Annotated in this window: 22 protein-coding genes; 16 read left to right on the top strand and 6 right to left on the bottom strand. The window is 62.0% G+C overall.

Annotation, left to right across the window (positions count from 1 at the left end; translation table 11 throughout):
* Positions 1-185: 185 nt before the first annotated feature.
* Positions 186-944: an aldolase/citrate lyase family protein gene (locus tag EV286_RS29685; protein WP_132960850.1), complete on the top strand. Its 759-nt coding sequence runs from the start codon at positions 186-188 to the stop codon at positions 942-944.
* A gap of 23 nt (positions 945-967) precedes the next feature.
* Here EV286_RS29685 and EV286_RS29680 read toward each other — a convergent pair whose 3' ends face one another.
* A complete protein-coding gene (locus tag EV286_RS29680) occupies positions 968-1,432 on the bottom strand; it encodes an Lrp/AsnC family transcriptional regulator (protein WP_132960849.1) in 465 nt (154 codons plus the stop codon).
* A gap of 152 nt (positions 1,433-1,584) precedes the next feature.
* On the opposite strand from EV286_RS29680, the gene EV286_RS29675 reads away from it, so the two are divergent.
* Positions 1,585-2,337, top strand: coding sequence for a tryptophan 2,3-dioxygenase family protein (locus EV286_RS29675; RefSeq protein WP_132960848.1), 753 nt, complete (start codon positions 1,585-1,587; stop codon positions 2,335-2,337).
* 69 nt (positions 2,338-2,406) lie between these two features.
* Here EV286_RS29675 and EV286_RS29670 read toward each other — a convergent pair whose 3' ends face one another.
* The 5 genes from EV286_RS29670 to EV286_RS29650 form a co-directional block, all read right to left on the bottom strand.
* Positions 2,407-4,119, bottom strand: coding sequence for an adenylate/guanylate cyclase domain-containing protein (locus EV286_RS29670; RefSeq protein ID WP_348633594.1), 1,713 nt, complete (start codon positions 4,117-4,119; stop codon positions 2,407-2,409).
* Between the two features lie 499 nt (positions 4,120-4,618).
* A complete protein-coding gene (locus EV286_RS29665) occupies positions 4,619-5,605 on the bottom strand; it encodes a branched-chain amino acid ABC transporter permease (RefSeq protein ID WP_132960847.1) in 987 nt (328 codons plus the stop codon).
* Positions 5,605-6,513: a branched-chain amino acid ABC transporter permease gene (locus tag EV286_RS29660; protein WP_132960846.1), complete on the bottom strand. Its 909-nt coding sequence runs from the start codon at positions 6,511-6,513 to the stop codon at positions 5,605-5,607. The genes EV286_RS29665 and EV286_RS29660 overlap by 1 nt, the downstream gene beginning before the upstream one ends.
* On the bottom strand, positions 6,510-7,259 hold the full coding sequence (locus tag EV286_RS29655) for an ABC transporter ATP-binding protein (protein ID WP_132960845.1): 750 nt from the start codon (positions 7,257-7,259) through the stop codon (positions 6,510-6,512). The genes EV286_RS29660 and EV286_RS29655 overlap by 4 nt, the downstream gene beginning before the upstream one ends.
* On the bottom strand, positions 7,256-8,047 hold the full coding sequence (locus EV286_RS29650) for an ABC transporter ATP-binding protein (protein ID WP_132960844.1): 792 nt from the start codon (positions 8,045-8,047) through the stop codon (positions 7,256-7,258). Before EV286_RS29650 ends, EV286_RS29655 begins: the two co-directional genes overlap by 4 nt.
* Positions 8,048-8,153: 106 nt before the next feature.
* Here EV286_RS29650 and EV286_RS29645 point away from each other — a divergent pair, with 106 nt between their 5' ends.
* From EV286_RS29645 to EV286_RS29580, 14 genes are all read left to right on the top strand, one after another.
* Entirely contained in the window at positions 8,154-8,906 is a 753-nt protein-coding gene (locus tag EV286_RS29645) for a GntR family transcriptional regulator (RefSeq protein ID WP_132960843.1), read from the top strand.
* Entirely contained in the window at positions 8,903-9,394 is a 492-nt protein-coding gene (locus tag EV286_RS29640) for a DUF3830 family protein (protein WP_132960842.1), read from the top strand. Before EV286_RS29645 ends, EV286_RS29640 begins: the two co-directional genes overlap by 4 nt.
* Positions 9,391-9,753 carry a TIGR04076 family protein gene (locus tag EV286_RS29635; protein WP_132960841.1) on the top strand — a complete coding sequence of 121 codons (363 nt, stop codon included), beginning with the start codon at positions 9,391-9,393 and terminating at the stop codon, positions 9,751-9,753. The genes EV286_RS29640 and EV286_RS29635 overlap by 4 nt, the downstream gene beginning before the upstream one ends.
* Positions 9,750-10,805: an aldo/keto reductase gene (locus tag EV286_RS29630; RefSeq protein WP_132960840.1), complete on the top strand. Its 1,056-nt coding sequence runs from the start codon at positions 9,750-9,752 to the stop codon at positions 10,803-10,805. The genes EV286_RS29635 and EV286_RS29630 overlap by 4 nt, the downstream gene beginning before the upstream one ends.
* A gap of 119 nt (positions 10,806-10,924) precedes the next feature.
* Positions 10,925-12,184 (top strand): ABC transporter substrate-binding protein, encoded by a 1,260-nt coding sequence (locus EV286_RS29625; protein ID WP_132960839.1) that lies wholly within the window; start codon positions 10,925-10,927, stop codon positions 12,182-12,184.
* 196 nt (positions 12,185-12,380) lie between these two features.
* On the top strand, positions 12,381-13,664 hold the full coding sequence (locus tag EV286_RS29620; RefSeq protein WP_132960838.1) for a cysteine desulfurase-like protein: 1,284 nt from the start codon (positions 12,381-12,383) through the stop codon (positions 13,662-13,664).
* Positions 13,665-13,790: 126 nt separating this feature from the next.
* The gene (locus EV286_RS29615; RefSeq protein ID WP_132960837.1) at positions 13,791-14,588 is read left to right on the top strand and encodes an ABC transporter substrate-binding protein; all 798 of its coding nucleotides are present in this window, start codon (positions 13,791-13,793) and stop codon (positions 14,586-14,588) included.
* Positions 14,589-14,648: 60 nt separating this feature from the next.
* On the top strand, positions 14,649-15,323 hold the full coding sequence (locus tag EV286_RS29610; protein ID WP_132960836.1) for an amino acid ABC transporter permease: 675 nt from the start codon (positions 14,649-14,651) through the stop codon (positions 15,321-15,323).
* A 106-nt stretch (positions 15,324-15,429) separates the two neighbouring features.
* A complete protein-coding gene (locus EV286_RS29605; RefSeq protein ID WP_132960835.1) occupies positions 15,430-16,116 on the top strand; it encodes a GntR family transcriptional regulator in 687 nt (228 codons plus the stop codon).
* Positions 16,117-16,237: 121 nt separating this feature from the next.
* Positions 16,238-17,518, top strand: coding sequence for an FAD-binding oxidoreductase (locus EV286_RS29600; protein WP_132960834.1), 1,281 nt, complete (start codon positions 16,238-16,240; stop codon positions 17,516-17,518).
* Between the two features lie 260 nt (positions 17,519-17,778).
* On the top strand, positions 17,779-18,804 hold the full coding sequence (locus EV286_RS29595; RefSeq protein ID WP_132960833.1) for an ABC transporter substrate-binding protein: 1,026 nt from the start codon (positions 17,779-17,781) through the stop codon (positions 18,802-18,804).
* A gap of 33 nt (positions 18,805-18,837) precedes the next feature.
* Positions 18,838-19,719, top strand: coding sequence for an ABC transporter permease (locus EV286_RS29590; protein ID WP_132960832.1), 882 nt, complete (start codon positions 18,838-18,840; stop codon positions 19,717-19,719).
* The gene (locus EV286_RS29585; protein ID WP_132960831.1) at positions 19,695-20,444 is read left to right on the top strand and encodes an ABC transporter ATP-binding protein; all 750 of its coding nucleotides are present in this window, start codon (positions 19,695-19,697) and stop codon (positions 20,442-20,444) included. The genes EV286_RS29590 and EV286_RS29585 overlap by 25 nt, the downstream gene beginning before the upstream one ends.
* Positions 20,445-20,464: 20 nt before the next feature.
* On the top strand, positions 20,465-21,841 hold the full coding sequence (locus EV286_RS29580; protein WP_132960830.1) for an LLM class flavin-dependent oxidoreductase: 1,377 nt from the start codon (positions 20,465-20,467) through the stop codon (positions 21,839-21,841).
* Positions 21,842-21,863: the final 22 nt, after the last annotated feature.

The following is a 21,863-nucleotide window of genomic DNA, read 5'->3' as shown; positions in this document are numbered from 1 at the left end:
CGAGCTTGCCGCGACCAGGGGCCGCTATTCCCTCTCCACCATGTGCATCGGCGTCGGTCAGGGCATCGCCATCGCGATGGAGAGGGTCTGAGCGGGAAAGATGAGCTGACTTTCAAAGCTTGAAAACTGGGTCATCGCGTGCGTGATAGACGTCATTGCTTCCACTTCGCCCAACCGAGGATCCGATGAAGGGCTTTCGAGAAAAATGCACCGGCCCCAATCGTGTTGTTGGCACTTTCTGCGCCATTCCCCATCCGGTCGCGGTCGAGGTAACTGCAGCCGCCGGCCTGGATTTCCTCTGCATCGATTGGGAGCATTCGCAGATCGGCCGCGAGCGCATCGAGGACCTGGTCCGCGCGGCTGACGTACACGGCACGCCGGCCATGGTTCGCGTTCCGGGGCACGCGCCGGAATGGATCGCGGCAGCGCTCGATGCCGGCGCTGCCGGCGTTCTCGTGCCGCGGATATCAACGGCCGCACAGGCGAAGTCGGCAGTCAGCGCGACCCGCTACCCTCCCCTCGGCGAGCGCGGCGTCGGACCCGGGCGCGCTTCCGGCTACGGCTATCGCATCCCGGACTACCTCGCATCAGCCAATGAAAGCCTGCTACTGGCAATCCAGATCGAAACGGCCGAGGGTCTCGCGAACATAGATGAGATCGTCGCAGTCGAAGGCGTCGACGTCATCTTCATCGGCCCGGGCGACCTTTCCGTTTCCATCGGTGCTTTCGGCCCGGGCGGCACGGAGAAACTCGAAAGCGCCATTCGACAAATCGCTGCAGCGGCTCGCGCAGCCGGCAAGGTATGCGGCATCTTTCGTCCCACGGCGGAGGATGTCGGCAAATGGTCCGCGGAGGGCATCACGTTCTATCTGCTTGGCAGCGACGCGGTGTTCCTCGGGGCGGGACTTGCAGCCGGTGCCACCGCGGCACGTGCGGCAAAGTGAGAGCTTGCCTCTGACCTGGCGCCTTAGCGGCCCACCTGCTGCAGGGCGGCGGCCATCGAAAGATCGCCCTTTATCTCGCGCGTGATCATTGCGGTCACGGTGCGTCGCACACCCGGCAATCTGCTGATTTCCTGGCGCAGCAATGTATCGAGATCGGCCATGTCGACCGCGATGATGTGAAGAAGATAGTCCGCCTCTCCCGTAGTCGCGTAGCAACGCCGGATCAGGGGATGGCGCTTGACCGCGGCCTCGAAGGCTTCATAGGTCTCGGATTGGATCGTCACCTGCACGAATGCTTCTATGCCAAACCCGAGCTCGGCAAGACCAAACGCGGTCGTATAGCCTCGGATGACACCCTCTTCCTCCAGCGCCTTCACTCGTTTCCAGCACGGCGTCTTCGACAGGCCGACGTCCTCGGCGAGCTCCGCGAAAGATATCCGCGCATTCCCTTCCAGTAGGCGAATGATCTTCCTGTCGATACTATCCAAAGTCCAGCGTTCTCCTGCATGACCTTTCGATAACCTATCCGTACTCCGGATTGGCCTCAAGGCATGCTGAGAAGAAACAATGTTCGGCCGCGCTCGCGCTATCCTCCTTACAACGCCGAGGACAACGCCAAATCCCGAAGGAAATGATGACCATGACGAAGAAGGATTATCACGACCGGATCGAAACGCCGCCAATGCTGGACTACGGCATCTACCTTCAGGTCGACAAGCTGCTGACCTGTCAGAAGCCGCTGGCGGAAATGGTCAACTCCGATGAGCTGCAATTCCAGATCGTCCATCAGGTCGAGGAGCTCTGGATGAAACTCATCGCCTATAGTCTCGTCGACGTCCTCGAATACATGGAGGCGCAGAACACCCACCGCATCGTCACGCTGATGGGGCGAGTGCATCGTCTGATGCGCATGATGACGGCACAGCTGGACCTTCTCGAAACCATGTCGCCGAAGGAGTATCAGCAGATCCGCCTGCAGCTCGGAAACGGCTCCGGGCAGGAATCTCCAGGCTTCAAACTGCTGCTGCGCATGCCACCCGACCTATGGCAGGGCTTCAAGACGCACTATCTCGATGCGCGCGGCCTGTCCGTCGCCGATATCTATGACGCGAAGTACGATCACGGCGACAGCTATGTAGTCGCGGAGGCACTGGTCGAATTCGACGAACTCTTCCAGAAGTTCCGCGCTCACCATCTCTACCTCATTCACCGCTCGATCGGTCTGGGCTCGAAATCATTGAAGGGCCGGCCGGTCGAAATTCTCCGGGGCGGCGCAGACCACCGCTTCTTCCCTGAGCTTTGGGATATCCGCTGCGAAATGACCGATGCCTGGGGAAGCACCTACGGTGTGGTGCGCGAATCCATCAGCGGCGCGAAGAGCGCCAAGGCCTGACGATCCGCGGCTCGCAGTGAAAGCCGAGGCGCGCAGCCGCGCGCTCCAACTTGCCATCCGGAAGCGACCTCACTTCTCTGGTAGGCCAAGACTGGCGAGGTCGGCGACTTCGCGTTCGAGGATGGCGGGATCGCTGTAGAAGGAGAGTTCGCGCCATTTGGCCTGCGTAAATTCGGGGTCGAACGCAAGGCCCTTCTTCAGCTGTGTTGCCGCTTCTTCGGTTCGGCCGAGCCGATTGAGAACAATCGCCTGCATCAGGGGACTGAAGAAATCCGTCTGGTCTACCTTCAGTGCGGCAAGCGACTCCTCGAGTCTACCTTCGACCGCCAAGGCCCCCCCTCTGTAGAAGGCCAGCTCCTGCGTTGTCTGGGGGCTCGCCGCTTGCCGGACCTCGGCCCGGTCGATCCACTCCAACGCCTGCGCTGGCTTTCCTCCCGCGATTAAGACCTGGCTGAGAGCGCCAAGCATTTGGGCATCGTAAGGCGAGAGATTGATCGCTGCGTCTGCTTCAACAAGTGCATCGGCGAACTTTCGCTCCGTGACGCGGACGAAGGCCGACAGATAATGGCCCGACCGCCGCTCCATTGGCGAAAGCGCCGGCTGGGCCATTGCCTCCTTTGCGAGACCGGCAGCCTGGCGAAAGTCAGACGTTGGGTTGTCACTCCAGCCATTCCAACCGCGAATGAAATAGGCAAGGCCGAGCTTGATCCTGAGGAGGGCGGAGTCCGGGAATTTTGCGAGCCCCTCCGTCAATACCTGACGCGCTTGTTCCGTCGTTTCGGGGCTGAGCTGCACCAGCAGATCATTGCCGCGGAGATAGTAGTCGTACTCCTCGAGATCGGTGTGGTCTTTTCCCCAAACTTGCCGATACTGCGCCTTCTTCAAGGTGCCCGCGTCGCCTGCGAGGGCGACGACGATCTTTTCAGTGACCTCGTCCTGGATTTCCCAGGGGTCGGTACCAGAGCGGTCGAACCGCTCGGCCCAGACATACTCGCCAGTCCTGGCATCGACGAGCTGGGCCACGATGCGCAGCCGACCAGCATCCTTTCGGATGCTCCCTTCGAGGATATGTGTGACGCCCAAGTTTGCGGCGATCTTATGCACATCAATCGGCTCGCCCTTGAAAGGGAATGACGAATTGCGGCCCAACACTTTCAGGTCGGGAACCCGTGACAGCATGGAGATGATGTCCTCGGCCACGCCGTCACCGAAGTAAGCAAGCGCCGCGTTGCCGCTCGTGTCGTTGAATGGGAGAACGGCGACAGAGGGAAGAGCCGTGGTGACGCTCGGGCCCGAGCTCGGCCGCAAGAACGAGAACCAGCCGCCTGCTGCCAGGACCACCGCGACCAGCACCGTGGCCCATCTGAGGTGGGCGGAATATTGGCGCAGGCGCAACCGCCAGGGCCGCCCGTCGCCATTCATCCGGACGCGATAGGTGCGCACCGGCCTGGCGATATTCTTCACCTGTTGATCGCCGGCAGAATCAAGCGGCAGCGTGAACTTGCCCTGCAAATGATCATAGGCAGTGCCAGAGATCAGTACGCCCCCCGGCTCGCAGAGCTGTTCGAGGCGGGCGGCGATATTGACGCCGTCTCCAAGCAGATCACCGCTTTCGACGACTACATCGCCGAGATTGATGCCGATGCGGAAGACGATGCGTTTCTGGGGCGGAACGCCCGCCTGCCGCGCGGCAACCGCGTTCTGCATGGCAACCGCGCACGAAGCCGCATCGACGACGGAGGCAAACTCGGCGAGAACACCATCTCCCAACAGCTTGATCAAGCGACCCTTGTGTTCCGTCAGGAGTGGCTCGATAACCTCGCGGTGAATATCCTTCAATGCGCCGAGGGTGCCGACTTCGTCCTACCCGACAAGACGAGAATAGCCGACGACGTCCGCTATCAGGATCGCCGCAAGCCGCCGTTCGACGCCCGCTGTTGCCATGGGTGTGTTCCCTCAACGCAGAGCCTCGCTCTTGACGCAACCGCGGGCGCGACGCTCTACAGCATCGTACCACCGGCAGGTTGCAGTGGCGAGATTTGTTGGGCGCGGTCACCAGAGACTTAGAGGGGCATGGAGCAAACCGTGCGCAGCAACGCCGGCCGAAACACGTCGCGCTGCGGAATATTCTCACGGTCGTAAAATAGGCGTTCTGCCGCTGCGTGTCGCCAGAATATATTCGCAGGCACGCCGGCCAAACGGCCAATTGCAACCGTTTCGAGCGTTTGGACGGCTCGATTCGACGGTTAGTTCGGGGGCTTCGCCTCCCCGGCCGTCTTCTTCATGCCTGGTTCCCCTGTGAGGCGCCTGCCGTATCTTTCGGCTCGGTGTTCGCGTCTGTCTTGCGTCGCCGCGTGCCGCCGAGGATGCCTGTCGGGCGCATCAGCAGGATCAGGCACAGCATGACGCCGATCGCGACGATCTGGAGAGAGGCAGCCCTTGCCTGCTGGTCGGTTGCGATCATCGCACTGAGGACCCCGCCCGACCCGGCCCATATCGCCCACACTAGCAGGCTGCCGAGGATGGCTCCGAGGTTGGAGCCCGAACCGCCGACAATCAGCATGACCCAGACCTGGAAGGTCAATGTCGGCAGGTAGTTTTCCGGGGCGATGAAGCCAATGAAATGTGCCTGCAGCGCGCCGGCGAGTCCCATTACCGCGCCGCCGATGGCGAAGGCCTGCACGCGGTAGAACCGGGCGCTCTTGCCGAGCGATATGGCAGCGGTCTCGTCCTCGCGCAGTGCCTTGAGCACCCGGCCCCAGGGGCTGCGGGCCAGATGCTCGAGCGCGAGATAGGCAGCAAGCACCACGACGGCGACGACGCCGAGGTTGGCAAGGTTGAAGAGAAGCGGCGTTTCTGCGAGCGAGCCGAATGGACGCGGAATGAAGCCGAGGCCGAAAGGCCCGCCGGTCAGTCCCTGGGCATTGAGCGCGACAAGCTGCACCACCACGGCAACGCCGAAGGTGGTGATCGCCAGATAGTCTGACTTCAATCTCAATGTCGCAATCCCGGTCAGGGCCGCGGCAGCGCCGGCCACCACCATTGCCGCGATCCAGCCGACGACGATCGGAAGATCGAAGCCGCCGATGCGCGCGGCATCATCGGGCGTCGTCAGGATCGCGGATGTATAGGCGCCGATCGCGACGAAGCCGGCAAGGCCGACATTGAAGAGCCCGGTCAGACCCCATTGCAGGTTGAGCCCGAGCGTCATCAGCGAGAATATGAGTGCGGTCGCCGTAAAGAAGGCACCATAGCCAAGCAAGTCCATTAGCGTTCCCTCACGCCGAAGAGGCCGATCGGCCGAACGAACAGGACGGCCATCAGCAGGACGAAGGAGACCGCGGCCCTCCATTCTGCGCCGACGAGCTGGACGGCTGCCGCTTCACTCAGCCCGATGATCAGGCCGCCCAGCACTGCGCCAGGAACGCTGCCGATCCCGCCTAGAATTGCGGCGGCAAACATCGGCAGCAGCAGGTCGAAACCCATCAGCGGGCGGATCTGCACGAGCACGCCAACCATGACGCCGGCAAAGCAGGCCAGCCCCCCGCCGACGAGCCATGTCTGTCGAACCACCCGTCTGACATCGATGCCGACGACGCGAGCCAAGGCCGGATTCTGACTGACAGCACGCATCGACCGTCCGGCTTGCGTGCGGGTCATCATCAGGTGTACGGCAGCGACGAGAATGGCGGTCATCGCGAGAAGAGCGATCTGGTCCGGCGTGATGCGGATGCCGAAGCCGACAGGCATGGCGATCTGGATCGCGCGGCTGAAATAGGCAGGCCTGGAAGTGAACGCGAACTCCAGGAGGTTGCGCATGGCCACCGACGCCCCGAAGCTTGCCATGACCAGTATGATCATCTGGCCCTTGGCCCGCAGCCGGGCATAAAGGATGCGGTCGAGGGTGACGGCGAGCAGGCCGGTGAAGGCCATGCCGACAACGAGTGCGACGATGAGCGGCCAGCCGAAAGAAAGGGGCTTGAAGGGTGCGACCTTCCCGAACACGGCTCCGATGGCAGTTACGACCGTGAGCGTGGCATAGGTGCCCCAGGCCATGAAGTCGCCATGCGCGAAGTTGGAGAAGCGCAAGATCGAATAAGTCAGCGTCACACCGATCGCGCCTAGGCCGATCATCGAGCCTGTCAGCAGTCCGTCGACAATGAATTGCAGGTTCATGGACGGGCCTCCTTGCGTTCGGCTGCTGAGCGTTGCCCAAGATAGAGTTCGGCGACCACCGGATCGTTCCACAGGTCGGCCGCCCTCCCCTCATGACGATCCTTGCCCTCAACCAGCACATAGGCGCGATCACCGATTGCGAGTGCCGCCTTCGCGTTCTGCTCGACGAGCAGGATCGTGGTGCCGGCCTTGCGGATCGTCGACAGCATTTCGAAAACCATCCCCACGAACTTCGGCGACAGACCGGCGGAGGGCTCGTCGAGAACGAGAAGCTTTGGCCGGACGATGAGCGCGCGCGCAACGGCGAGCATCTGACGCTGGCCACCCGAAAGATTGCCGGCGGCAACGCGCCTTCGCTCGGCAAGATCCGGAAAGATTTCGTACATCTCCGCTATCCGCTGCGGCACCTCCCGCGCTAGCAGGATGCCGCCAGCAACCTTGAGATTGTCCTCGATGCTCATCAGCGGGAAAATGTTTTCGGTCTGAGGAACGAAGGCAAGGCCACGGCGCACCAGAAGGTGCGCGGGCAGTGCCGTGATGTCCTCGCCGGCAAGATGGATCGAACCGGCGGAGACGGGGACAAGACCGGCAATCGCCTTGATGAAGCTCGACTTGCCCGCGCCGTTCGGTCCGAGGACAACGACGATCTCGCCTTGCTCGACCCTGATCGATGCACCACGCACAATCGGCACGCCTGGCTCATAGCCCGCGACAAGGTCCTTCACGGAAAGTACGGGAGTGGTCATGCCGCACCCCCGAGATAGGCCTCGATGACGCGTGGGTCGCGCGCCACCTGCTCCGGCCTGCCCTCGCAGAGCAGTTGGCCGCTCGCCATGACGAGTACGCGGTGGCAGAGCCTGCTCACCATGTCGATGTTGTGCTCGATCAGGAGAAAAGTGATGCCGCGCGCATTGATCTCCTGAATGCGGTCGATGATGACTTCCAGGAGGCTCGCATTGACGCCTGCGGCAGGCTCGTCGAGGAGCACGATTTCCGGCTCGGCCATCATCACGCGCGCCAGTTCGAGCAGTTTTCGCTGGCCACCCGAAAGCACACGCGCCGGCTCATTCGTCAAATGCGACAGCAACAGAAAATCGAGAAGTTCACGGGCTCTTTCCATCGCCTGTTTCTCCTCGGCAGCGACGCGGCGGGCAGCGAGGAAATTGGCGACGACGCTTTCGCCCCTCTGACGCTGGCGGGCAAGAAGCACGTTGTCCAGCAGGCTGAGTTCGGGAAACGGACGAGGGATTTGAAACGTGCGTCCCAGCCCGCGGCCGATGCGCGTGTGAGCCGGTTCCCCCGAGACATCCAGCCCACCGACATAGATCTTCCCGGCGGTTGGGCGCGCGCTTCCGGCCACGAGATCGAACATCGTCGTCTTGCCGGCACCGTTCGGGCCGATCAAGCCAAGGATCTCACCCTTCGAGAGCGTGAAGGAAACATCGTCGACGGCGGCAAGTCCGCCATAGCGCTTGACGACATTCTTCACGACGAGCACGTCCGGCGGCCGGACCTGTTCGAAGTCACTTTGCATACTACCCTCTGGCCAAGTGCAGTTGTTATTTTGATCTGTGATCACACTTGTCTTGATCAAATTATTGAGGTTTAAACTATCTCGCAAGAGAGAAAAGCGAGCGAGCATGCAAAAGCACCCCGCAACTGCATTCAGCGTCAAGGACCGGCCGCAGCTGCTGCCGATCGAGCGCGAGACGGTGCAGGACCGCGTCTATGCCGAATTGCGTCGCGCGCTGATCTGCGGCCTCTTCGAGCCGAGCCAGGTGCTCACCATCAGGGGCCTCGCCGACCAGATGATGACGAGCACCATGCCGGTGCGCGAGGCGCTCGGGCGCCTGATTAGCGAAAAGGCGGTCGAAGCGATGCCCAACCGGTCGGTGCGCGTTCCGCCGGTCACGCTGGAACGCCTCGATGACCTGCTGCGCACGCGCATCCTCATCGAGGGCGAGGCAGTCGCCCTTGCGACATTGCGCATGACCCAGCGGGAGCTCATGCTCGTCCGGGATGTACTGGCCGAGTGGGACGAGGTGCGTTCGCTCAGCCAGCGCGGCGATTTCGATCGCGAGGCGACGCTGAACCAGAAATTCCACTTCCAGATCTATCGCTGCAGCGGTTCCTCGGTTCTCATTCCGATGATCGAGAGCCTATGGCTTCAATCCGGTCCCTGCACGCGCTACGCCGCCTATGCCTTCTCCCAGGCGGTAGCGAGCGACGAGACGCGCGACGTCGCCTACTACCACCGCGCCATGGTGGATGCGCTAGACAGGCGGGATCCGGTCGGCGCGCGAGGCGCCCTCGTTGCCGACATAAGCCGTCCATTCACATTCCTCAGGGAGCGGCTTCTGGCCGAGCCCGCCCAATCCGAAGGCGAACAATGACCGAGCGCACGATCCTCATCCGCGAAGCCCGATCCGGCCTGTCGGCCACCGCAAGGCTGCTTGACGGCAAGGCGCCCGAAAATATTGCCTTCCTCTGGGACTATCTTTCCTCGGAACGCGTGATCCCGGCGCTCCATGCCATGTGGACAGGCCCGGAAATCTCCTGCCCCATTCCGCCGCCTCATCTTGAAGGCGCCTCCTATGCCCGCGCCCTGCCTGCGGAAAACGCGACGCTCAATCCTCAGCCGGGCGACATCGTCCTGAGCTATGTGCCGCCGCGCATGTGGGGCGGCAATCCGAACGCGATTTTCGACATCGGTCTCTTCTACGGACCGGGCGCGCGACTGTTCTTCCCGATCGGCTGGCTTGCGGGCAGTGTGGTTGCGCAGGTTCCAGATGAGGAGAGAGCCGGCCTCGCCGAGGCTTGCGGCGCGATCCGCAGGAACGGAGCTTGCGAGATCGTCCTATCGAGAGGGAATGGCCGATGACCGGGCGGCCCGACGACAGCTTCGAACTCTTCGACCTTCTCGTGGAGGCGGTGATTCCCGAAGGCAAGCCGATCTATTGCGGCGCCAAGCCGGGCGACCATTTCGAATTGCGCGGCGAGATGCTGCACCTACCCGAAGGGCAGGGTTTTTCCATCTACTCGCTCGCCGCAGTCCTGCCTCTGCTCGCCGCCAAGCAGCGCGACACCCATCCGAACGACTGGATGACGTCGGATGCGGAGATCGCCTGTCCCGATCCCAATTGCGCAAGCCGACTGCGCATTGTCCGGCTCGGCCGGCGGCGCTTCAGCCATGCCGAGACGACCGCAGTGCCCCTTCCCGATGAAAGCGACCAGAAATGAATGCCAAGACCTTCGACCTTGCTCCAGGCTACGCGATCTCGCGGGTAATCCGCGGCGGATGGCAGCTGGCCGGCGGCCATGGCGCAATCGACAGAAAGCAAGCGGTTCTCGATCTGGTCGCTGCCTTCGACGTCGGCATCACCACCTATGACTGCGCCGACATCTATACCGGCGTCGAGGAACTGATCGGCGAGGCACGGGCCCACCTTCTGCGTGAGCGCGGTGCAGAGGCGGCAAGTCGCATGAAGGTGCACACCAAGCTGGTGCCGGATCTCGAAGTGCTTCCGCGCATCAGCCGTGACTATATTCGCGGCATCGTCGAACAGTCGCTGCGGCGTTTGAGGACGGAACGGCTCGACCTGGTGCAGTTCCACTGGTGGGACCTGAGCATGGGCGGCTACGTCGATTCACTCGGCTGGCTGCAGGAACTGCGCGACGAGGGCAAGGTGCGCAATGTCGGAACGACCAATTTTGACAGCGATCACATCGCGGAGATCCTGGAGGCGAGCATAGGCCTCGTCAGCCAGCAACTGCAGTATTCGGTCCTCGACCGGCGCCCATCGCACCGTCTGGCCGGCCTTGCCGCCAGCAGCGGCCTCGCCTTCCTCTGCTATGGGTCCGTCGCGGGTGGCTTTCTCAGCGATCGCTGGCTCGGGAGCGCAGAACCGGAGATGCCGCTCGAGAACCGCTCGCTCGTCAAATATAAGCTGATTATCGATGATTTCGGGGGCTGGGACCTCTTTCAGACCCTCCTGCGTGCCCTGAGGGCGGTTGCCGACCGCCATGAGGCCGACATCGCCACCATCGCCAGCGCCTGGGTGCTGCGCCAGCCGCAGGTGGCGGCGGTGATCGTCGGGGCCCGCAATCAGGCGCATGCGCTCGCCAATGCCCGGATCCTGGACGTCGACCTCGGCATGGCCGACCTTGCGGAGATCGGCGCTGTCATCGCCGAGGCCAAAGGCCCCGAGGGCGATGTCTACACGCTTGAGCGCGACCGCACAGGCCGGCACGGCTCGATCATGCACTATAACCTCAACGACGGCCGCATCTGACGGCCGCCGTCTCATCCAGCGCTCTCGCGGCGCCAATAAGCCGGCTGCAGCAACCGGATGCAGCAAAGGAAAATCAAACCGGCCAATGACGCATTGAAAACCGAACAAGGGGAACAACAATGAAAACCACAGTATTCCGCATGACCACTGCCCTCGGGCTTCTCCTCGCTGCCGGCGCGGCCAGTGCCGCCGACTGCAAGATTACCGTCGGCCTCGTGATGGAACTGACGGGACCTGCAGGCGAGTATGGCCAGGCCGGTGCCAAGTCGGTCGAAATGGCCTTCCGCGACATCAACGAAGCCGGCGGCGCTCGTGGCTGCGACCTCGTCACCGACACGCGCGACAGCCAGAGCCAGGGCAACGTTGCCGTCGATGCGGCAACCCAGCTCGTGCAGGTAAAGAAGGTGCCGGTCGTGATCGGGGGCATCATCTCGTCGGTCACGATTCCGATCCTGACTTCGGTGACGGCGCCCGCCAAGGTCGTCCAGGTGTCGCCTGCCTCGTCCTCGCCGACCCTGACGGCGCTTGGCCGCGACGGCAAGACGAACGGGATCTTCTTCCGGACCATCACCTCCGATGCCCTGCAGGGCGTTGCCGCCGCGAAATACGCGATAGACCAGGGCTTCAAGAAGCTCGCCGTCATCCATGTGAACAACGACTTCGGCGTCAACATGGTGTCGGAATTCTCCCGCGCCTATAAGGCGCTCGGCGGCGAGATCGTCTCGGTAACGCCCTATAACGAAAAGCAGTCGAGCTACCAGTCGGAAGTGACGGCGGCCATGAGCGGCGAACCGGACGGGCTCTACCTGGTAAGTTACCCGGTTGACGGTGCCACGATCGCCCGCACATGGATCTCGCAGGGAGGCGTTCAGAAATTCCTCCTGAACGACGGCATGAACAGCCCTGACTTCATCGAGTCGGTCGGCGCCGACTATCTGAACGAAGCCTACGGCACCTCATCGGGTACAAGCCCGACCAAGTCCACCGAGTATTTCAACGCCAATTACAAGGCCTTCTCGGGAATAGAGCCTTCCAACCCGGCCGCTGACCGCGCCTATGATGCCGGCGCCATCGTCGGCCTCGCAATCGCCGCGGCAGGTTCGGAAGAGCCCGCCGCCATCCGAGACGCCATCTTCAAGGTCGTCGATCCGGCGGGCGAGCCGATCTATGCCGGCAAGGAGGAGTTTGCGAAGGCGCTCGCCCTGATCAAGGACGGCAAGCCGATCCGTTATGAGGGCGTCATCGGTCCAGTCTCCTTCGACAAGTACGGCGACATTACCGGCCCGTTCCGCCTGTGGAAGATCAAGGACGGCAAGGTCGATACGGTCGGCGAAATGACCACCGACGACGTCAACGCCCTGCAGGCGAAGATTCAGTAGCCTAGCGGCCTTCACAGGTTCGCCGACATTCCGATAAGGCGCCGCCTTCCGCGGCGCCTTATTTGCTGTGCGTGATTTCCTCTGTCGCAATCGAAGTTAGTTGAACTTTCAAATATCTTGTGATCAAATAATCAAAACAGCAGCCGGCGACCGCCGGCAATCGCGACCCAAGCAAAAAAAGCAGGCAGGATCAATCATGAGCGTTCAGGCGTCACCCCGTTCGATGGCCGGGCACAACAGCTTTCCGGTAGACGAAATCCGGGAGATGTTTCCCGCGATCCGCAAGGCCGGCGACTTCATCTTTCTGGAAAATGCCGGAGGCGCCCAGGTGCCGCAGATGGTCGTCGATGCGGTGACCAACCACCTGATCGATAGCAATGTTCAGCGCATGGCCAAGTACGAGCACAGCGAGCGGGTCGATGCCAACCTCGTTGCCGCGCGCGAAAGCGTCGCTATCCTCGTCAATGCCTACCGGCCGGAGGAGATATCGTTCGGTCTCAACGCCACGTCCTTCATCCGCCTCGTCAGCCTCGGCATCGCCAAGATGCTGAAGGAGCGCAGCGAGATCGTCGTCACCGACATGGATCACGACGCCAACATTGCCACCTGGCTGGCGCTCGAGGCCGATGGTGCCAAGATCGTGTGGTGGCGCATGCGCGAGGACGGCACGCTCCATACCGAGGACCTTGTGCCCCTGGTCAACGAGCGTACGCGGCTCGTGGCCTGCACGGTAACTGCCCATTCGATCGGCACCATCGTCGACGTGGCCGCCGTCGGCAAGATCGCGCACGCCGCGGGCGCCGAGGTCTTCCTCGACAGCGTGCATTTTGGACCGCATGGCCTGATCGACGTCCAGGCATGGGACTGCGACTATCTGGTCTGCTCGGGATACAAGAACTTCTCGCCTCACATGGGCTTCCTCTGGGGTCGGTTCGATGCGCTCTGCCGGCTTCCCACCTTCAAGGAAGACTTCATCCCCGACGTCCCGCCCTACAAGATCGAGGTCGGCACATTCCCCTACGAGAATGTCGCGGGCATGGACGCTGCCGTGCGCTATCTCGAGGGCATCGGCCGACGTTTCCTCCCGGAAGGCACCCACAGCCGCCGCGCAGCGCTTACCGCCGCCATGGGAGCAATCCGCGAATATGAACTTTCCCTCAGCCGCGAAATGATCGCAGCCCTGAAGCGGCAGGGCGCGGTGATCTACGGCATTTCCGACGAGGAGCGGCTGAAGGGTCGCGTACCCACCATCTGCTTCAACATCCCCGGCGTGAGCCCGCAACTGATCTCCGCCGAGATGGGCAAGATCGGCATCGGCATCCGCGACGGACATATGTTCGCGCCGCGTCTCATGAAGCGCCTCGGCCTCTCGATGGAAACGGGCGCGGTTCGCGTTTCGCTTGTCCACTACAACAAGCTGGAAGAGATTGCGCGCTTCGAGAAGGCGCTCGCAGAAATCATCTCCGGGCACCGGAAGTAGGAGACCAAAACGGAGGCAGAGCCCCTCCGGGTGCGGCGGGCTGAAGAGCAGATGACGGCGATCGGCACGCCGGCAGGGTCGCATGCAAAAATGCCATGCGAACTTCAACAAGAGGGAGAACATAAAATGATACTTACACGCCGCAATATTTTGATCGCAGCCACGATGGTCGGGTTGGCGGGCAGTGCGCTTACGGCAAGGGCTGCTGATGCGCTGCATGTCGGATCCTATCCCAGCAACCCGCCTTTCGAGTACAAGAACGAAAAGGGCACCTTCGAAGGCTTCGAAGTGGACATCGTTACGGAAGCCGCCAAGCGCGCCGGTCTCACGCCTGACATCGCGGACTATGGCTTCCAGGCGCTCTTCGCCGCCACCAGCTCCAAGCGGATCGACGTCGCGATCTCCTCCATCACGATCACGCCCGAGCGGCTGAAGTCGCAATCCTTCACCCAGCCCTATTACGATTCCGACATGGGTGTGGCGACCAAGACGGATAGCCCGATTGCGAGCCTTGCCGATCTGAAGGGCAAGACCGTCGGCGTCCTCTCCGGCTCGACCGGCGAAAAGTGGGTCAAGGACAATCAGGCTGAGAAAGGCTTTGGCGATATCAAGGGCTACAACAGCCAGCAGGACATGTTCCTCGATCTTGGCGCAGGCCGGATCGAAGCCGTCGTCAGCGACATTCCGGGCATGGAGTACCTGTTCCTGAAAATGAAGGGCTTTGCGGTCAAGGACCGGATCAAGACCGGCGAGCAGTACGGCCTGATGATGACGAAGGATTCGCCCCTCCTCGAAAAGATCAACGCAGCCATCACCGAGATGAAGAAGGACGGCACGATGGCGGCCATCCACAAGAAGTGGTTCGGCAGCGAGCCGCCGGCAAATTCGGCGACAGTCACCGAACTGCCGGTGCCGAAGGCCTGATCTTCGTGAAGCGCGCGTCTCCGGGCGCGCGCTTTCGCACGCATCTCGAAAGGGCCAGCGATGACGCTAGTCGAAACCTTTTTCAATATCGACGTCCTGATTTCCAGCCTGCCGGCTCTCTGGCGCGGTCTGCTCAACACCTTCCTCATCGGTATTTTCAGCATCATTTTCGGCGTCGCCGGCGGGCTCGTCATCAGCGTCTTCCGCCTTTATGCCGCGCGCCCGCTCCGCCTCATTTCGATCGCCTATATCGACATCTTTCGGGCCATCCCGGCTCTCGTGGTTCTCATTCTCATCTACTATGCGCTGCCCTTCATCGGGATCAGCTTATCGGCCTGGACCTCGGCGATATTGTCGTTCTCACTGGTCATGGCCGCCTATTCGGCCGAGGTCTTCCGCTCCGGCATAGAGAGCGTGCCCAGGGGCCAGTTCGAGGCCGCTTCGGCTCTTGGCCTCCCCTTCCGCATCACGCTGGTCAAGGTCATACTTCCCCAGGCAGTCCGCATTGTCATTCCGCCGATCACCAGCAATTGCGTGTCGATGTTCAAGGATACGGCGCTTGCCTCGACGGTTGCCTTGCCGGAACTTCTGAAAGAGGCGCAGGATGCACAGGCACTTTACGCCAACCCGACACCACTTATCGGGGCCGCGCTTGTCTACCTCATCTTCCTGCTGCCGCTCGTGCGGCTCGTGAGCCTGTTGGAAGCAAAATTCCGCACGGAAAAGGCGCATTGATCGCTTCGCTGCCGTGCTTGACTTGCAGGGTCTGAACCGGAAAAGAATCGCCGAAACGACTCCCGCCGGAGATACGGCGGCGGCAACACAAGGATAGATTGGCTGAATGCGAGAAACCGGGCTGTCGAGGGTATCGTCACGGGTCACTGTCCAGGACGGTGTCTATGAGCAGCTGCGCCACGCGCTGATGTGGGGAAAGTTCGAGCCGTCGCAGGTCACCACCATCGCCTCGCTTGCAGCCGAATTCGGCACCAGTCATATGCCGGTCCGCGAGGCACTGAGGCGGCTGGCGGCGGAAAACGGCCTCGAGATCGGCCGCAACGGCTCGGCGCGCGTTCCGCCGGTGTCCCGCGCACGCCTCGATGATCTCTGCCAGGCTCGCAAGGCCCTGGAGGGACTGGCCACGGAACTCGCCTGCGCGCGGATGAGCGGCAGCGAAATCGACCATTGCCTTGCTCTTGCCAAGGCACACGAGGCACTCGGCGTCGAAGGTCAGGTCTATGAAATGCTTCGGAAGAACCAGGAATTCCATTTCGCGATCTACGAGGGATCCGGTTCGGACGTCCTGCCGCAGATGATCGAGACCCTCTGGCTCCGCTTCGGCCCCTACATGCGCATGCTCTCGGACCTCGTAAAGAGCCAGCTCGACGCCGGGATCGCCTATCCCTATTCGACCTACCATTACGAAATGATCGAAGCATTCCGCAACCGCGACGCGGTCTCGGCCGGCAAGCTCATGGTCAAGGATATAGAGGCGACACAGGGGCTTTTGCAGGCCATGTGCCCGGATTGAAATAGCGTCTGCATTCCCAACCCAAAGCCGCGGCCAGGAATTCGATGACGTGATTGGTTAACCAATTGATCCGGCAATGCTGGCACTCGCCTGCTTGCCGGTTCGCGCCAATGGACAGCCCATGCAAGAAACAAGACCCGACACGCTTTGGACACGCACCGCCGCAGCGCCGCCGACCTCCGGGTCAGCGCTGCCGGAAAAGGCCGATACCGTTGTCATAGGTGCCGGGTTCACCGGCCTGACGGCCGCTCGCGCGCTTGCCAAGCAAGGACGGCGCGTCGTCGTGCTTGAGGCCGGGCTTCTCGGTTCCGGGGCGAGCGGAGCCAATGCAGGCTTCCTCGTACCCAATTTCGCGAAGGCCGATCCGGCGACCGTTTACAGCCGTCTCGGACCGCAGAAGGCCGAAGGGCTGCTGCGGCTCGTCGGCGGCGGTGCCGACACCGTGTTCGACATTATCCGTGAGGACGGCATTTCCTGCGATGCCAGCCAGAATGGATGGCTTCAGCCCGCATTCGGCGAGGCGATGGCCCAGGTCCTGCGCAAGCGGGCCTCCATCTGGCAGCGCCTCGACCGACCGGTCCGCTTCCTGGAGCCCGGCGAGATTGCCCATGAGACGGGCATGGATATCTATTCCGGCGGCATCATCGACGAATCCGGCGGCACCATCCATCCGCTCGACTATCTCTACGGCCTCGCTCGAACGGTGCTACGCGAAGGAGGATTGATCCGGGAAAATGCCTTCGTGCAATCCTGCAGGCGGGGACCGCAGGGATGGCAGGTCGAATTTACCGATGGCTCGATCCGTGCCGACAGTGTCGTTCTGTGTACAAATGCCTTTACCACCGGCATCGCCGGCCTGATCGGCCGCACGGGAGTGCCGCTTCGCGTCTATCAGGTGGCAACCGGACCGATTGACGAGGAGACTGTCGCTCGAATCTCTCCCAAGCGCAGGCCGGTGGGTGATACGCGCCTCAACCTATTCACCTATCGACTCGACCGAGACAATCGGCTGATCAGCGGCGGCATGGCGGTCTTTCCCTTTGGCGCACGCGAACGCGTCGCAAAGGCCGTCGTTCGCCGGCTCGCGAGCGAATTGAAGCTTGCCAGACATCCGGGCATTGAAGTTGCCTGGACCGGCACGGCGATCATGACGCCCGACTTCCTCCCCCGGATCTACGATCTGGGCGAAGGTTTCTTCGGCGGGATCGGCTGCAACGGGCGAGGGATCGCCATGACGGCACAGCTCGGTGGTCTTTTGGCGCGCGCAGCGATGGGCGAAGCGCCCCAGGACATGCCGATTTCCTTCCTGCGGCAGAAATCACTACCGCTGCATGCCTTCGCGCCACTCGTGGCTTCTGCTGCGCTCGCTCATGCCCGTCTGAAAGACCGGCTGACGCGCTGACGGCATAGGCATCGTCTCCTGACTTTTCCTGAACAACCCAAGCCAGCCCCGGATAGGCCCGACGGCGCGTTCATTTGATCACGCAAAGCGCGGCGACGCGTGTCATCAGCGGCCCATCGGCTGACGATCAGCCTTTCTCAGGGATGATTTTCTCTCAATCGCCGAACGAAAGAAATAAATAGTCTATAGTTTTTATAGAAAATCTCACACCTTGCCGTGCATCGCTTTCTGCAATCTGCAACCAACGGGAAGGATCACCGATGACATTGGCGAAGACGTTAAGGACTGCCCTGTTAAGCCTGCTTGCGCTCAGCGCTGTCTCCGGCGTGTGCGCGGCAGAGACAGCCGCGCCCCTTCTTCCTGAGGTGCCGAAGGGCACGGTTCTGACCATCGGTGATCCCACGACCCAAAAGGCGCTCGAACTCTCGGGGCTTGTCAACGAACTTACCTTCGAAGTGAAATGGGCCAACATCAGCGGTGGTCCGCAGACGTCGGAAGCATTTCGCGCCAAGGCGCTGGATGTCGGATCGGTGGCTGAAATCCCCTCAATCTTTGCCAACTGGAACAACCTGCCGGCCCGCAATATCGCCTATCGCGAGAGGCGCGATCCGATCGCGAACCCGATCTATCGCTTTGGCATTGCACCCGGCGTAGACGTCAAGACCCTTGCCGACTTTCGCGGCAAGCGCATTGCTTTCAGCCCCGGCCAGGCCCAGGGAACCCTCGTTCTGCGCGCCATCAAAGCCGCGGGCCTGACGAGAGATGACGTCACCCTTGTCGAACTACCCAGCACCGGCGACCTCTATCCCAAGGCATTGGCCAGCAAGCAGGTCGACATCGCCCCGATCGGAGGCGTGAATATCCGTCGTTACATTACCCAGTACGGTCCGGATGGCGCCTCGCTCGTCGAACATGGCCTGCGCGACGACCCGAGCCATCTCTACGCGCCGCAATGGGTACTGGACGACCCCGCCAAGGCGGCCGCGCTCGCGCAATACGTTCGGCTATGGGCACGAGCGAGCGAATGGGTCGACCAGAATCCGGAAATCTGGATCAAGGAATACTACATCGGCCAGCAGGGTCTCAGCCGCGAGGACGCAGAATATCTCGTCAAGCTCGCGGGCACCCAGGTGATCCCTGACGACTGGAGCGACGTGAAGAGGCGCCACCAGGAGACCATCGACCTCCTGGCAAAGGAGCTCGGCTACAAGCCGTTCGACGTGGAGCTGATCTTCGACAACCGCTTCGAAAAGGTCGCGGCCTCGGCCCTGCCGAAGAGCCAGTAAGCCCCCCGCGCTCATCCAAGAGGAGACTGAAGCATGGCAACCATCTGGGATGCATATGGGGGGAAGTCGGCGAGGGTGCCCGACCGTGAGATTGCATATGCCGGCACTGCTCCGGCGAGCCCGGCCGGCTCCCGCGCGCGACGAAGACTTGGCCCCGGACCTGCAATACCTTTCGGATTGCAGATCGGACCGGCATTGCTTGTGCTGCTCTGGGTCGTCGGGTCCACTCTCGGATGGATCGATCCGCGTATCCTCTCCGCACCATGGACGGTCATCGAAGCCTTCGGCAGGCTTATCGAACAGGGCCGCCTGCAGGACAACTTCATGACATCGGCGACACGCGCCCTGATTGGTCTCAGCATCGGACTGGTGCTTGGAACGGTCCTGGCGGTCATCGCCGGCCTCTCGCGGATCGGCGAAGCGCTGATCGACGGACCGGTCCAGATCAAGCGCGCCATCCCGACGCTGGCTCTGATCCCTTTGCTGATCCTGTGGTTTGGCATCGGTGAGAGTATGAAGGTCACGACCATCGTGCTTGCCGTCGTCGTGCCGATTTACATCCACACGCACAACGCCCTTCGCGGCATCGACAGCCGTTATGTCGAATTGGCGGAGACGCTACGCATGAGCCGCAAGGATTTCATCCTCCAGGTGGTCCTCCCCGGGGCATTGCCCGGCTTCCTCCTGGGCCTGCGGTTCGCCGTGACGCTCTGCTGGGTTTCCCTCGTCGTCGTCGAGCAGATCAACGCGACCAGCGGTCTCGGCTACATGATCGATCTTGCCCGCACCTACGGGCAGACCGACGTCATTCTCGTCGGCCTGGTGGTCTATGTGCTGCTCGGCCTCGTCTCGGACGGTCTCGTCCGCCTGCTCGAACGGAGGGCCCTCTCATGGCGTCGCACTCTGGCCAACTGACGCCCCCAGCCAATGCCGTCCAAGTACGAAACCTGGTGCGCCGGTTCTCGAACAGGACGATCCTGGAGGGTGTGGATCTCGATATCGAGGAGGGCGAATTCGTCGCGCTCCTCGGAAAAAGCGGCTCGGGCAAAAGCACCTTCCTGAAGGCTCTTGCCGGCCTTGACTACGACGTCGAGGGAACCGGCACCCTGGATACACCGGAGAACCTGTCGGTGGTTTTCCAGGATGCGCGGCTGCTGCCCTGGCGCACGGTAATTCAGAATGTCACGCTCGGTCTCCCCGGCAGCGCCGGCCAGCATGCCGGAAGGAGGGCCTTGGCAGAGGTCGGTCTCGAGGGGCGCGAGTCCGCCTGGCCGAACCAGCTTTCGGGCGGCGAGCAGCAAAGAGTTGCCCTTGCACGTTCCCTGGTGCGCCAGCCGGCCCTGCTCCTTGCCGACGAGCCCTTCGGCGCGCTCGACGCTTTGACCCGGTTGAAGATGCACGATCTGCTGCGAGAACTGTGCGCGAGGCACCGCCCGGCGGTGCTGCTCGTCACCCACGATGTCGATGAGGCGATTTCGCTCGCCGACCGGATACTGGTCCTCGACGAGGGCCGCATCATCGAGGATCTCCGCGTCGATCTTCCAACACCGCGCGATCATGGCGATCCACGCTTTGCCCGATTCCGGGCGCGCCTGCTGAACCGGCTCGGGGTCGACGTACCAGGCCGCAAGATCGCCTGAAATCCATGGGAGGTAAGCCAATGAGCACACGGAAGAGACAAATGCGGCTCGGAGCGTTCATCATGGCCACGGGCCATCACGTCGCCGCCTGGCGCCATCCCGACGCGCAGGCAGATGCCGGCCTGAATATCGACCACTACCGGGCGCTTGCGCAGACTGCGGAACGCGGCAAGTTCGATCTGGTTTTCGTGGCCGACAGTCCCGCTGGCTGGGAGCGCGCCAAGGATCCCGAAGCAGTTCGCCGCACCGCTCAGGGCGCTCATTTCGAGCCCTTGACCCTGTGGGCGGCTTTATCTCAGGTGACGAGCCGCATCGGCTTCGTCGCCACCGCCTCAACCACCTATGAGGACCCTTATCTTCTCGCGCGCAAGTTCGCTTCGCTCGACTACATCTCGAAAGGGCGTGCTGCCTGGAACGTCGTGACCACCGGCGCCGACGTTTCCAAGAACTTCTCGATTCCCGGTCATCCCGCCCATGCCGACCGCTATGCACGAGCCGAGGAGTTCGTCGACCTGGTGAAAGGATTGTGGGACTCCTACGAGGACGACGCCTTCATCCGCGATAAGGAGAGCGGCGTTTATCTCGATCCGGACAAAGTGCATCTCGTCGATCACACAGGCCAGTTCTTTTCCGTAACCGGTCCGCTTAACGTGGGCCGTCCCGTTCAGGGCTATCCGGTGATCGTGCAAGCCGGCGCCTCGGAGCCAGGGCGAGAGCTCGCAGCCCGCACGGCCGAGATGATCTTTACCGCCAATCAGACCCTTGAGGACGCGCAGGAATTCTATTCCGACGTCAAGGGCAGGCTTGCCCGTTACGGCCGCAAACCCGACGAGTTGCTGATCAGTCCCGGCATATTCCCTGTTCTCGGGGGAACTGAAGCGGAGGCCCAGGCGCATTACGAGTATATCCAGTCACTTGTTCATCCTTCCATCGCCTGGAACATCCTCAGCCGCCACTACAAGGGCATCGACCTTTCGGGTTATTCGCTAGACGATCCCGCCCCGCCGCTGCCGAAGGACACTGAGCTCAACAAGAGCCGGTTGAAGCTGGTTTCAGACCTTGTGTCGCGAAGCAACCTGACCCTGCGCCAGTTCTATCTCGCCGTTGCTACGGCCCGCGGACACCGAACCGTGGTCGGCACGCCGGAACAGATAGCCGATGCAATGCAGGAGTGGTTCGTGAATGGTGCGGCCGATGCCTTCAACATAATGCCGCCGATCCTGCCCACCGGCTTGACGGATTTTGTGGATCAGGTTGTGCCGATTCTGCGCAGGCGCGGCCTGTTCCGCGACGAATACGAAGGCACGACCCTGCGGGAGAATCTCGGCCTCAAGCGCCCGCCGAACGGCTTTGTAGTTCAGGCAACACGGAAGCAAGAGGCACAGCTGGCGAGATAAGGTCTCCCTGGATGATCACAAC

This window comes from Rhizobium sp. BK251 (genome assembly GCF_004345245.1).
Taxonomy (GTDB): domain Bacteria; phylum Pseudomonadota; class Alphaproteobacteria; order Rhizobiales; family Rhizobiaceae; genus Rhizobium.
This window is presented reverse-complemented; position numbering and strand designations above follow the sequence as displayed.